The sequence below is a fragment of the Chitinophaga sp. genome, assembly GCF_035538455.1.
GTDB lineage: Bacteria > Bacteroidota > Bacteroidia > Chitinophagales > Chitinophagaceae > Chitinophaga.
In genome coordinates, this window is record NZ_DATLKJ010000168.1 from 1 (window position 1) to 15733 (window position 15733).

At 49.9% G+C, this 15733-nt stretch carries 1 protein-coding gene; it reads left to right on the forward strand.

Annotation, left to right across the window (positions count from 1 at the left end; translation table 11 throughout):
* Positions 1–15733: non-ribosomal peptide synthetase (locus tag VM802_RS20220; RefSeq protein WP_325533915.1), on the forward strand; the 15733-nt coding region annotated here is incomplete at both ends.

The following is a 15733-nucleotide window of genomic DNA, read 5'->3' on the forward strand; positions in this document are numbered from 1 at the left end:
GCTATGTAGTTCCAGTAGCGAGCTTCGACCGCGACGTCCTTATCACTTACCTGAAGACACGTTTGCCTGAATATATGGTTCCTGGCTGGTGGGTGGTAATGGATGAGCTGCCGCTGAACAGCAATGGTAAGATAGACAAGAAATCCCTGCCGGAACCAGATGCGGACCTGTTATCTGCGAACGAGTATATCGCACCCCGGAATGAAACAGAATCCGCACTGGCAGTCATCTGGGAGGAGCTGCTTGATGTACAGCGTGTAGGCGTTAATGATAACTTCTTTGAACTGGGCGGCGACTCAATCATCACTATCCAGGTAGTAAGCCGCGCCAGGAGGGCAGGCTACAATCTGAATCCCCGTGATGTATTCACCAGTCAGACGATAGCCCGCCTGGCTGTATTTGTGGATCTGCAACAAAGCGTTTCGACGACAGCCGAGCAGGGTACGCTGTCCGGAGAAAGCGGCCTGCTGCCGGTGCAACAATGGTTGTTTCAAACTGCGGCTGTGGCAAGGTCTCATTACAACCAGCATATGACGCTGACAATAGATAAACGTGTGAGCCTGCAGCAGTTAAGAACAGCTCTTGAGAGGCTTGTCAACCATCATGATGCGTTACGGCTGGCGTATGAGCAAAATGCTACGGGTTGGCGTCAGTATTATACCAATTGTATCATTGAGCCAACAGTAATAGATCTGCAACATGTTGGCGCGGATTGGAAAACAGTGGCCGGCAACGAGTTGGCGGCGTTACAGCAAAACATGAATATCGGCGAAGGCAGGCTTGTACAGGCAGCCCTGGTATTGACCCCTGCAGCAGCGTCATTCAACAGACTGTTTCTTGTGATCCATCACCTGGTAGTAGATGGCGTATCATGGCGCATCCTTACCGAAGACCTGGAGTTATTGCTACAACAAGAAAATACACCGGTGGCTGTAATACTGGGTAGCAAAACAGATTCTCTACGCCAGTGGTATACCGCGCTGGAAACATATGGAACACGCCGCCGTGCTTTATTGCAGGAAACGTACTGGAAGAAAGCTGTGGAACAGATACAGCCGTTACATATAGATCATGATTTCAGCGGTTGTATCACTATATCGGATATACGTAATTATACAGTGAAGCTCAACAGCAGGTCTACGTTACAATTGCTGAAAGAGGTGCCGGTGGCTTATCATACAGAAATTAATGACATTTTGCTGGCGGCATTGTCACTTACCCTGGCCGCACACAACGAAAGCGAAGCTGTGCTGGTAGGACTGGAAGGGCACGGTCGTGAAGACATTGCACCGGGCACAGACATCAGCCGTACTGTTGGCTGGTTTACTACCATGTATCCTGTGTTGCTGGATGTAAAGCCTGCTGCCACTATTGGTGGTCATATCAAACATACAAAAGAACAACTGCGTCGCATCCCCGACAAGGGCATTGGTTATGGTGTGCTGAAATACCTCACCCACGTTCCGGCATTGCAGGGAAAAGATCCGTGGGAGATTGTTTTCAACTACCTGGGGCAATCCGGTAATGTAAATAAGGAAGGATTGCTGACAATGCCGTTGTGGGATCATTTCGGGTCATCTGCTGACGGTGATTTTCCTGTTAATGAAAAACTTGCCGTTAATAGTATTGTTGCGGATGATCAGCTTGTACTGCATTGGAGTTATAGTAGTAAACATTTCGAAGAAGGCAGTATCAAGGAACTGGCTGCCGCTTATCTCTCTCATCTTGAGAATATAATACAACACTGTATTTCGCAGGAGACAACCGCTTATACGCCGGTGGATTATGGATTAAGTGACGTTGCCAGCTATACAGAGCTGGACCGCTTTCTGGAAGAAAACTATAATGGAGTGCCACGCCGGCAGCAACTCGAAAGCATGTTCAGGTTGAGCAGCCTGCAGGAAGGTATGTTGTTCCATAGCTTGTATGATGAACAGGCAGGCGCTTATGTGGAGCAGTTTCATGCAGAGTTGAAAGGAGTAGATATACAGGCGCTGCTGGGCAGCTGGCAGCACCTGGTGAAACAACATACTATCCTGCGCACGGCATTTTATTATGACGTATTCCAGGCGCCTGTGCAATGTGTGTACAAGGAAGTGGCGATCCCCGTAGAGATACTGGATTACCGACAGCTGGATAAAACGGCACAGCAGCAGGCGCTGAGAGATTACCAGGAAGAGGACAGGCGCAAAGGGTTTGACTTCAGAACGGCGCCGTTGATGCGGATCTGCCTGATACAGGTAGAAGACGACCGGTATATCTTCTGTCTTACCCATCATCACATATTACTGGATGGCTGGTCGATGCCGGTATTGCTGGAAGAACTGTTGACCGCGTATGAGTGTCTGGTGTCAGGAGATCCTTTACAGGTGGGTAAAACAGACAGCTATGAAGATTACATCCGCTACATTTTCCGGATAGATAAGGAGCAGGCCACTGCCTATTGGCAGCAATATATGAATGGCCTGGAGTCGGCCAGCCTGCTACCTTTCATACCCACCGGTACAAACCGTAACAAAGGAGTTGGTACATACCGGGATGAAGAAGTGCTACTGGATGAAGTTATCAGTGCACGCATTGCGGCATATGTACAACGTCGCCGTATTACGGTGAACACACTGATGCAGGGCGTGTGGGCGTACCTGTTATACCGCTACACCGGGCAACAGGATGTGGCATTTGGTATTGTTGTTTCCGGCCGGCCGGAAAGTCTGCCCGGAGTGGAAGGCGCTGTAGGGATGTATATCAATACGCTGCCATTTCATGGAAGGATAGATGTGGAACAACGTGTCGGGGAAAGCCTGCAGGCTTTCCTGGTGGAGCAGCTGCAGAACCGCGAGTACCAGTATTCCGGTTTGAATGAGATCCAGCGTGTCACCGGCATCACTGGTGATCTGTTTGACAGCCTTATGGTATTTGAAAACTATCCGGTGAGTGCTGCGCTGGAAGCGAAACCGTGGAAGTTGCAGATGACTGGTGCTACTATTACAGAGCACACCAACTATCCGTTAAGTATTATCATCATGGCCGGAAAAGAGATCAGTATCCGGTTCAATTACAGCAACATACTGGAACCTGTCTATGCAAAGGCCATAGCAGGTCATTTCAGAACAACACTGGAGCAGGTGATTGCAGCAGAGCAGGTCACTTACGGAGATCTGGATATACTGACAACAGAAGAACAACATCAGTTGTTGCATACATTCAATGTGCATGATATATCCGCCGTGCCATCACAGACTGTGTTGGCGCAATTTGGTGCGCAGGCGGCCGCACGACCGGAAGCCGTTGCAGTAGTGGCTGACGGCCTATCACTCACTTACCAAGAGCTGGACGAGCAGTCATCCCGCTTTGCCCATTACCTGCGGAGCAAAGGGGTTGTCAGTGGAACGCTGGTGCCTGTATGCCAGGAGAGGTCTGCCGGAGTTATCGTCAGCATGCTGGGCATACAGAAAGCGGGCGGCGCTTATGTACCTATTGATCCGGGCTACCCAGGGGAGCGCATTGCTTATATGTTAACTGACACGGCTGCGCATTTACTGGTGGCCGGTCATAAGACATTCTCCACGCTGCCGGTTATCCCCGGACTTACACTGATTGAGGCAGATGGCTGGCAGGAAGCGGCTGCACATTATCCTGTTACTCCGCCTGAGGGAGAGATAACGCTGGAGCAGCTGATGTATGTAATTTACACATCCGGTTCCACCGGTGTTCCAAAGGGCGTACAGATTACGCACGGGGGGGTGTCTAACCTGGTAGGCTGGCACCTGGAGCGTTATGAACTGACAACAGATAGTAAAACAACGGCTGCAGCCGGTATAGGCTTCGATGCCTTTGGCTGGGAAGTATGGCCGGCATTGAGCGCTGGTGCGACGTTGTATATTCTGGATGATAATCAGCGTTTGTCGCCTTCGTTACTGGCTGATTACTACGAACGGGAAGGTATCACCCACAGCTTCCTGTCTACCGTACTAATACCGGAGTTCGTTGCGGCCACGAGAAACCGTAACATAGTCCTGAAGTATCTGCTGACAGGGGGCGACAGGTTACCGGCAATGAACCTTAACGGCACCGGCTATACGCTTGTAAATAACTATGGCCCCACAGAAAACAGTGTGGTGACCACCAGCTATGCAGTAACCGGAGCTGATGAAATAACAGCGCCGCCGATAGGTATACCGGTAAGCCATACGCGGGCCTTTATACTGAACGCAGCCGGAAAATTATGCCCTGTGGGCGTTCCGGGAGAGTTGTGCATCAGTGGCGCCGGCCTTGCTGCCGGCTATCTCAACCGAGATACGCTCACTGCGGAAAAATTTGTGCGTAATCATTTCTGTGACGAGTGGGGTGGCCGGATGTACCGCAGCGGAGACCTGGCGCGCCGGCTGCCTGACGGTAATATTGAATACCTCGGGCGCATAGATGACCAGGTGAAGATCCGCGGCTACCGCATAGAACTGGGCGAAATAGAGAACGTACTTCAACAGAGCGATCTTGTGAAACAGGCTGTGGTGCTGGCAAGAGACAATGCCGGTGGCAACAGGCATCTGGTAGCCTATGTAGTGCCCAGCGGTATTTTCAACAAAGAGCAGGTAATGGATTATCTGAAAAGCCGTCTGCCGGAATATATGGTTCCGGCCCTCTGGCTGGCGCTGGACAGTCTGCCACTTACCAGCAACGGCAAGGTGGACAGGAAGAAGCTGCCGGAAGTAAATGCAGGGGCCCTGTCCGATAACGGTTATGAACCGCCGCGCAATGCCACTGAACAATCGTTGGCAGAGATCTGGCAGGAGCTGCTGCGTGTAGAACGGATAGGCATATACGATAATTTCTTCGAACTGGGCGGTGACTCCATTATCACCATACAGGTGGTGAGCAGGTCCAAACGCGCAGGCCTGGAGCTTCGTCCCGGTGATATTTTCTCCAACCCGACAATAGCTGGCCTTACTGCTTTCCTGCAAACATCCGAAGCCAGAACACTACCGGGTGAGCAGGGCATGCTCACCGGCAACAGTGGTATGCTGCCTGTACAGCAATGGTTCTTTAACAGTGAAATGGTTTCCTCTCACTTCAATCAGCAGGTATTACTAAACATCAGCAAATATACTGATGCCGTTATACTGGCTAATGCCGTCAAAACGCTGATACGTCATCATGATGCGCTGCGCTTTACCTACTATAACACAGAAGAAGGCTGGCAGCAGGCGTATGGTAGTTATGAAGGGGAACTGGAAATAACTGATCTCTCAGATGTGTCGCAGGATGTACTTACGGCCGCCATTACAGCCCAGAGTAACCGCGTACAGGCAGGCCTTGATATTGAAAAGGGCATACTGCTGCGTGTAGTGCTGATGAAAACACCGGCAGGAGAAGCATATAACCGCCTGCTTATAGTGATACATCACCTGGCAATAGATGGTGTGTCGTGGCGCATCCTGCTGGAAGATCTGGCATTGCTGCTGAATAATCCGCAGTCATTCACTGCTGAAAAAGGATGTTCATACCGGCAGTGGTTTGAAGCCCTTCATGAATATGGTAACAGCCGGTTGCTGCGTGAACAGGAGCCATATTGGAAAACAGTTGTGCAGCAATATGCTCCTATCAGAACAGAGAAGGAAGATCCGGGTGCAGTAACCGCTGCATATACTGCCAGTCACGCGACAGTGCTGAACGCCCGGCAAACGCAAAGCCTCCTGCAGGAAGCCGGCAAAGCTTATCATACGGAAATCAATGATCTGCTGTTAAGTGCGCTGGCCTGTACCTTATCAGCCTGGAATGGCAGCAGCCGGATAACTGTCGGGTTGGAAGGTCATGGCCGGGAAAGCCTCGGAATAGATGCAGATACCAGCCGTACTACAGGCTGGTTCACCACGTTCTATCCTGTGTTACTCAGTATTGACGAAGAGTGGAATAATGCAGCAGTTATCAAAAATATCAAAGAACAACTGCGCCGCATACCTGCAAAAGGTATTGGGTATGGTGTTCTGAAGTATATTAATAACGCAGAAGCATTGCAGGGTAAAGATCCCTGGGATGTGACCTTCAATTACCTGGGACAGTGGGATAATGCAACTGGGGGGAGCGGGCATCTATCGGCCGCTGCTGAGGACGCCGGGGCATCCGTTGGTAACGACTTTGTTTTCCGGGATAAGTTGGCTGTGAACTGTGCTGTGAGAGAAGGCGAACTGGTCATTGATTTTGGCTACAGTCTCAAACACTTTACAGCAGAAGGTATCAGATCACTTGTAGCAACATATCGGTTTCATCTCGAAACATTGATCAGCCATTGTACCGTGCAGATAACGCCGGCCTTCACGCCATCAGACTTTGATCTTGGCGATGAGATATCCTGTGAAGAACTGGATCGCTTCCTGGATGAAATGTATCATCATTCTTCCCGCAGGGCGCAGGTAGACCGCATGTACCGCCTCAGTGGCCTTCAGTCTGGCATGCTGTTTCATGGCCTCTATGACGGTCATACAGGCAGCTATGTTGAACAGTTTACAGCGACGCTGAATACAGTGGACGAAACATTGTTTATGAAGAGCTGGGAATGGGTGATGCGCAGACATACCATTCTCAGAAGCGCTTTCTATTACGATACTTTCAATATCCCGATACAATGCGTATACAGGCAGGTGGAATTACCGCTGACAGTTTTTGATTACCGTCATCTCGGTGCGGTTGCGCAGCGTGCTGCCATCAGAGATTATGAAGTTGCAGACCGCCTGAAGGGTTTTGATTTCCGGGATGCCCCGCTGATGCGTATCAGCCTCGCTCGCCTGGATAATGAGCATACTTATATGTTGTGGAGTTTCCACCATATCCTGCTGGATGGATGGTCTGTGCCTATCCTGATAGAGGAACTGCTGGAAGCATATGAACAGCTGGCTGCCGGCAACATGCTGCCTGCGCCTGCAGAAGACCGTTATGAAGATTATATCCGTTATATCCGGAAAGACGAAAGTGGCAGAGCAACAGCGCACTGGCGCAATTACCTGGAGCATATCACCGAAGGCAGTCTGCTGCCGTTTGTAAGCGCTGTGGCCAACCGTACCAAAGGTATTGGTACATACAGTCTGAAGCAGCTCACGATTGGGACAGATATTACTGCCTCATTGTCGGCTTATGCACAACGTCACCATATTACCCTCAATACACTGATGCAGGGCGTGTGGGCGTACTTGTTATACAGGTATACTGGTCATAGGGAAGTAACCTATGGCGTTACTGTTTCCGGCCGGCCGGAAGACTTACCAGGTATTGAACAGGCAGTAGGTATGTATATCAATACGCTGCCGCTGCATACAACAGTAGCAGAGGGTAGACCGCTTGCTGCGTGGTTACAGGAATTGCAGGCCGATCAGCTAGGCAACAGAGAATACCAGTATGCTCCGCTCAATGAACTACAGCGTCTGACAGCTGTTGATGGAGAATTGTTTGATACCCTGCTTGTATTTGAAAACTACCCGGTGAGCGAAGTGCTGGAAACCCGTAGCTGGCAGTTGAAAATGGAAGATGTATTCGTTACCTCCCAAACCAATTATCCGCTGTGGCTGGTGATTATAGCCGGGGCGGATATTCATATCAGGTTTGAATTCAATGCCGTATTGATAAATGAAGCAGATGTAATTGCCATTTCCGGACATTTCAAACAGGTGCTGACGCAACTGGCTACATCGGCTGTAACGATACCTGATGAACTGATAATGCTGACAGACAGCGAACGCAGGCAACTTGCTGCATTCAACAAAATATCCGTGCCGCATGCCGTGGGAACCTTTGTTGATCAATTTATGTCACAGGCCATCCGCACGCCGGACAACACTGCATTGATATACGAAGACGATTCGCTCACCTACCGCGAGCTGGATGAGCGCAGTAATCAACTGGCGCATTATCTGCGCAGTAAAGGCGTGAAAGCCGGAGCGCTGGTGCCGCTGTGCATAGAGCGTTCACTGGAGATGATGGTGGGCCTGATCGGTATACTCAAGGCCGGCGCCGCCTATGTGCCTATCGATCCTGGTTTTCCCCAGGACAGGATAAGCTACATGCTGGAAGATACGGCTGCAACGGTAATTGTCAGCTGCAGCAGTTGTCATCATCTGTTGCAGGATACGGGAAGGGATATTATTGAAATGGACACTGATGCAGCTGTTATTGCTGCATGTCCTGAAACGCCTTGCGGCGTACAGGTACAAACCGGAGACCTCGTTTATGTGATTTATACTTCCGGCAGTACCGGCAGGTCCAAAGGTGTAATGCTGACATATCATAACCTTAACGACTATACATCGGGGTTGCGCGCCCGCCTGCCGATAGATGACTGCCAATCTTTCGGCTTGTTGTCGAGCATTGCAACGGATCTTGGTAACACGGTGTTGTTCACAGCATTGCTGAATGGTGGTTGTCTGCATGTGTTTTCCAAAATGGCAGTCAATGATGCTTACCATCTGCGGGCTTACCTTTCCATGCATCCGGTGGATTGCATCAAGATCGTCCCTTCTCACTGGAAAGCCTTGTCCATGCCTGATTTTCTGTTGTTGCCGCGGAAGATGCTGATCTTTGGCGGCGAGGCGCTTTCAACGGAAGTGGTGAACAGGATCAGACTTGCCGGCGGCACCTGCACTATAGTGAATCACTACGGGCCTACGGAAACGACCATCGGTAAGCTGTTGCACGTGGTGGAAGGTGAATCCTCTTACCAGGAAACAGTCCCTGTAGGTAAACCATTCTCCAATACCAGTGTATATGTGGTGAATGTCAGCGGGCAGTTATGTGCCGCAGGCGTGCCTGGTGAACTGCTTATCGGCGGGGAAGGTGTGGCTGCCGGCTACCTGAACAATACAGCGCTCACTGCTGAGAAGTTTATGGATGATCCGGTTAATCCAGGCAGCGGCCTTCGTTTTTACCGTACAGGCGACATTGTTAAATACCTGCCGGATGGTAATACCCTGTTCATTGGTCGCTGGGACGACCAGGTGAAGATCAGGGGGTACCGTATTGAGCTGGGCGAGATAGAAAGCGTGTTGGCGCAGTATGAACTGGTATCACAGGCTGTTGTGCTGGCAAAGCCGGACGGTACCGGCAACAAGCGCCTTGTAGGATACATTGTGCCCAAAGGTAGTTTTGATAAAGAGGGTATCATCGCTTTCCTGAAGAGCAGGCTGCCGGATTATATGATACCGCTGTTGTTCGTGTCGCTCGAAAAATTGCCGTTAACTGCCAACGGCAAGGTAGACAGGCGCTCACTGCCATCACCGGATCTCAGTGCGCTTGCCGCCGATGACTATGTAGCCCCGCGCAATGCCACAGAACAGGTGCTGGCAGACATCTGGCAGGATTTACTGCGTCTGGAAAAAGTAGGCGTACATGATAATTTCTTCGAGCTGGGAGGCGACTCCATCATTACCATACAGGTAGTGAGCCGCGCAAGGAGAAATGGTTATGAGCTGTCTCCCAAAGACATCTTCTCCTGCCAGACGGTAGCAAGGCTCGCCGCACAGCTGGCGATACGGCAGGGAAACCATATCAATGCAGAGCAGGAAACACTCTCCGGTGAAAGCGGCCTGTTGCCCGTTCAACAGAAATTCCTCCTGGCCGATAATTCCGCGAAGTCATACTATAATCATCATATTACCTTCTCCGTAAATAAAAACGTAGGTACTTCAACATTAGCCGATGCTATTGCATCGCTGGTACAGTACCATGATGCACTGCGTTTTGCTTATAGGTATGAAAATGAAAGCTGGAAACAGTTATATACTGATAACACCAGATTGTTGGAAATCATCCACCTGCAGTCATCAGCAGAAACAGAAAAACATACGGCATTTTTCCAACAAAGCCTTGATATAGAAAAGGGCATCCTGTTCTGTGCTGTGCTGTTCCTCACTCCTGAGGAGGAGGAGTATAACCAGCTGCTTCTCATTGTTCATCATCTTGCAGTGGATGGTGTATCCTGGCGCATTATTTCGGAAGATCTTGAGTTGTTGTTACAACATACCGGACAACCGGCATCTGCGGTGCTTGGCGCCAAAACCAGTTCTTATCGTCAGTGGTATCAAGCATTGTCTGAATATGCCGGCAGTCGCAGGTTACAGCGGCAATTACCTTATTGGGAAAATATTGCGGAACGTTATGTGCCATTGCGTACGGATAAAGTATACGAGGATACTGTGCGTGTTTCAGACATGCAGACGCATGTGGTGCAGCTGGATAAAACCCTCACCGGGCAGCTGCTTCATGAAGTATCGCATGCTTATCGTACTGAGATCAACGATGTGCTGCTGAGCGCCCTGGCTGTTACATTATCCGGCCGGAGCCAGACAGCCGCAGTTTCGATAGGCCTGGAGGGCCATGGACGTGAAGCGGTTGACGATAGTATCGACCTAAGCCGCACTGTTGGCTGGTTTACTTCGATATACCCGGTATTACTTCCGGTGTCAGCTGATTATAGTTTACAGATCAGGCAGGTGAAAGAAACATTGAGACAGATTCCTGATAAGGGCCTGGGCTATGGAGTATTGCAATATATTAATCATACCGCTACCCTTCAGGGCAAAACTCCGTGGGACGTACAGTTCAACTATTTAGGTCAATCTGGCGCCGGCAATGCAGCCGGTACCTTCATCCAGGCTCGTTGGGAAACATTCGGGTCTTCGCTCAGTGATCAGATGCCGGCCTCTCAGCCTTTGTCTGTTAACGCTATCATTCAGGATGATACACTGTTGCTGTACTGGAGCTATAGTAGCAGGCATTTCACTGACGAGAGCATTGCGTGCATGGCAGCCAGCTATATTGATCATCTGCAATCGCTAATCGGTCACTGCATTGGTCAGACGGTGAACACGCCTACCCCGGCTGATTTTGGACTAAGTGGAGAAGTGAGTATTGATGAGCTGGATAGCTTCCTGGGTGAAACGTTTTCCGGGGGGCCACGTAGCGCGCAACTGCAGCGGATGTACCACCTGAGCGGATTACAGGAAGGGATGCTGTTTCATAATATGTTTGATAACAGTGTTGGAACCTACGTCGAGCAGTTTACGGGTGAATTGCCAGATATTGATGTTACTGCGTTTATTGGCAGCTGGAACTATTTATTGCAACAGCACAGCGTTCTCAGGACAGGATTTTACAGTGATGTATTCAGTATTCCCGTGCAATGTGTTTACAAAGATGTGGAGGTGCCGGTTGTATTGCAGGATTACAGGAAACTGGATGTGCCGGCGCAGCAGCAGGCTATTAGGGAATATGAGCAGGCGGACAAGGAAATGGGTTTTGATTTCACACAACCTCCGCTGATGCGCATTTACCTGGCCCGCCTGGATGAAGACAGGTATTACTTCTGCTGGACCTATCACCATATCCTGGTGGATGGCTGGTCGATGCCGGTACTGATGGACAGCCTGCTGAAATCCTATGAACAGTTGACTGCCGGAAAATCGCTGTCGCTGCCGGTGGAAGACCGCTATGAAGATTATATCCAATATATTGAACAACAGGATAAGGATAAAGCTGAAGCATACTGGAAATGTTACCTGGCCGATGTCAGCGAAGGAAGCCTGCTGCCATTTATCAACGCGATGGCAGACCGCAACAAAGGCGCCGGTACTTATGCTACACATCAGTTACAGCTGGATGCCGGCATAACAATGCAGTTGTCCCGCTTTGCACAACGCCACCGCATTACATTGAATACCCTGGTGCAGGGCGTGTGGGCGTACCTGTTATACTGCTATACCGGCCGTCGTGAAATCACTTACGGTATCACCGTTTCAGGCAGACCAGATAACCTGCCTGGTATAGAACGTGCGGTAGGTATGTATATCAACACGCTGCCATTTCATACACAGGTAGACAGCTCCGAAACCATAGCCGTCTGGTTGCATGCTATACAGCAGCAACAGCTGGAGAGCCGCGAGCATCAATTTGTTCAGCTTGCGGAGGTACAGCGCTGGACGGGTGTGCAAGGAGATCTGTTTGACAGCTTATTCGTATACGAGAACTATCCGGCGAGGGCAACAACAACTGCCGGAACTTTGCAGTTGCAGGTTGAAAATGGCCGGAAGGAAGAACATACCAATTATCCATTGGGTATTGCAGTAACAGTGGGAGATGAAGTGAATGTATACTTCAGCTATAATAGCACCCTGCTTGCTCAGACATACATGGAAGCTATTGCAGGTCATTTCAGACAGGCCATACTGACTATGACAAACACTGATAACCTGCTGTTGAAAGATGTGGCCATACTATCTGCAGCAGAACAACAACAGTTGCTGTATACATTCAATGACACAGCTGTTGCTCTTCCTGCAGGTACTATACTGGAACAGTTTGCTGCTCAGGTCAAACGCACACCGGATGCGCTTGCCCTTGTTACAGACAGGGAGATGGTTACTTACAGGGAGCTGGATGAGCGCTCCGGACAACTGGCCGCGTATCTGCTGGATAAAGGCGTGAGAAAGGAGATGCTGGTGCCGTTGTGTTTAGAGAGATCTCCTGAAATGATCATCAGCATACTGGGTATTATAAAATCCGGGGCTGCTTATGTGCCCATAGATCCGGACTATCCGCAGGAGAGGATACGCTTTATCCTGGAAGATACGGCTGCCACTATGCTGGTGAGCAGCAGCAAATGCATCGGTACACTTCCGGCGGAAGGACTTGCCATTGTGTTACCTGACGCAGAGCAGGGTCACATCGGCAGATATAACAGCATGATTGATGTGTCCCTGTCTGAAAATAATCTCGCTTATGTTATTTATACTTCCGGTTCTACAGGAAAGCCGAAAGGCGTATTGATGGAGCATAGGGGAGTAGTGAATATGGCTGCCGGACAAAAACGCGTACTCCATCTGAAGGAAGGTACACGTTGCTTACAGTTTGCGTCATTTGGTTTCGATGCCTCTTGTTATGAAGTGTTCAATACATTGCTGAGCGGGGGAACGCTGGTATTGCCGGAGAAGGAAGACCTGCTTTCAGAGGAGAGCTTCGGCAGACTGGTGGAGAGGCATCAGGTGGAAGTGGTAGTAATGCCCGCCTCCTATCTGCATATTGTGAAAGAGTCGCTGGGCCCTGTTACCACAGTGGTTTCCGCCGGTGAACCGTTGAACCGGGAGGATGCGCGCTATGTTATGAGCACCGGCGTGCGGATGTATAACGCTTACGGGCCTACGGAGAATGCTGTCTGTACAACTATAACCGATCAGCCTCTGCAGGAAGGTAACGCTGTGGTGATAGGCAGGCCGGCAGACAATATTCAGGTATATATCAGAAATGAAGATGGAAATATCTGCCCTATAGGCGTAGCCGGGGAAATATGCGTGGGAGGGGATGGTGTTGCGCGCGGTTATCTGAACAGACCGGAGCTAACTGCCGGAAAGTTTATTACCAACCCTTACGGTGGTACGCCTGGAATGCGTTTATACCGTACCGGGGATCTGGGCCGTTGGTTACCGGATGGTAGCATTGAGTTCCTGGGCCGTATTGACGACCAGGTGAAGATACGGGGATTTCGTATAGAGCCTGGTGAAATTGAATCGGTGCTTCAGCAATGCGAGTTTGTAAACACCGCTGTAGTGGCTGTTAAAAAAGATGTTTCCGGAAATAAACGGCTGATAGGTTATGTAATTCCTGAAGGCACTTTCAACAGGGAAGGCATTACGGCATATCTGAAAGAACGGCTGCCAGAGTATATGGTTCCTGCCATACTGATGCCTGTTGAAAAGATACCATTGACGCCGAATGGTAAGATAGACAGAAAGGCATTACCTGAACCTGATGGTAACAGTGACAGTAATTATACCGCGCCACAGGACGAGTTGCAGGGCGTACTGGCCAGTATTTGGCAGGATCTGCTGCAACTACCGCGCGTGGGTATCAATGATAACTTCTTTAAACTAGGGGGCCACTCCCTGTTGGCAATGCGACTGATAGCCGCTTTGTACCGGACGTTACAGACGGAAGTGACCATTAAAGCACTCTTCAGTAATCCTACCATTGCTGCATTGTCTGCCCATATTACCGGGCAGTTACAGCCCAAGGGTTATGCGGGTATAGAAAGGAAAGCGCGTCCGGAGTATCTCCCACTGTCTTTCAACCAGGAACGTCTTTGGTTCATAGACCAGCTGGAAGGCAGCATTCATTATAACATCCCGGCTGTGTTACGACTGAAAGGACATGTCGATAGAAATGCGCTGGAACGTGCTGTATGCAGTATTGTAGACAGGCACGAAGTACTGCGTACAGTTATCCTGGAAGATGACGGAAAAGCAAGACAGCATATTCTTGATAAAGGACTGTGGCAATTACAGGTACTGGACTGCACCGGTAATGTCAGCACTTCGTCTTTGCGTAGCCTTATTCGCGAGTTGGCGCTGGCACCTTTCAGCCTGGCTACAGATCATATGCTGCGTGCACATCTGCTGTTGCTGAAGGAGGATGCCATACTGGTACTCGTGATGCATCATGTTGCATTTGATGGATGGTCGTTAGGTATACTTACTAATGAACTGGCGGTACTATATGATGCGTTTGCGTCCGGAAAGGAAGCTGTGTTGCCGCAACTGCCTATACAGTATGCAGATTTTGCGATCTGGCAGCGTGCGTACCTGTCGCCTGCATTACTGGACAAGCAGCTTGAATACTGGCAACAACAGCTGGAAGGAACAGAAATATTGCAATTGTCAACAGATTTTCAGCGACCCGCATTGCAAAGCAGGAACGGCGCAATTCATGCTTTTGTTATCCGCGCCGAGCTGCTGGAACAGTTGCGCAATCTCTCACGTAGTCAGGATGCTACATTGTTTATGACGTTGCTGGCTGCTTTTAAAGTGCTGTTGTTGAGATATAGCGGTCAGGAAGATATTTGTGTGGGGAGCTCCATAGCGGGCAGGAACCGGCAGGAAACCGAAGGACTGATAGGCTTCTTTGTCAACACCCTGGCACTTCGCAGTCACCCTGCTGCCTATATGCCGTTTACCGATTTCCTGCAACAGATCAGGGAGATCACTTTGAATGCCTATGAGCATCAGGACCTGCCGTTTGAGAAAGTGGTTGAAGCCGTTGTGAAAACGAGGGATTTGAGCCGCACGCCTTTATTCCAGGTAATGTTTGAATTGCACAATACGCCTGAGATACCGGTATTGAAGCTGGGGGATATTGAAGCTGTGCCGGAAGAAGCAACAGCTGTTACTGCGCAATTCGATTTCACTGTGAATATGCTGGAGACCGGTGGAGAGCTGTGTGGTTACATTACTTATTGCACAGACCTGTACAATGAGGACAGCATAGCAAGAATGAGCGCTCATTTTGAGCAGTTGCTCCGTGCGGTAACCATCTCCCCGGATACTGCCCTGGGAGCGCTTTCTATGCTCACTACTGAAGAGCACGAGCAATTGCTGAAGACATTCAACAGCAATATCAAATCATATCCGGATAAAGAAACGTTTGTGAGCCTGTTTGAAGTCCAGGTACAACGCACACCTGCTGTTCCGGCTATCGTTTTTGAAGAACATGTTTATACTTATCAACAGCTGGATGAACGAGCCAACCAACTGGCTCACTATCTGCGCGGCAGAGGCGTTGTGGTCGATTTGCCGGTGCCGGTATGCCTGGAGCGTTCGCATGAAATGGCGGTGGCGATACTTGGTATCATGAAAGCAGGCGGCGCTTATGTGCCCATTGATCCGGCTTATCCGGAAGACCGTATCCGGTTTATGTTGGAAGA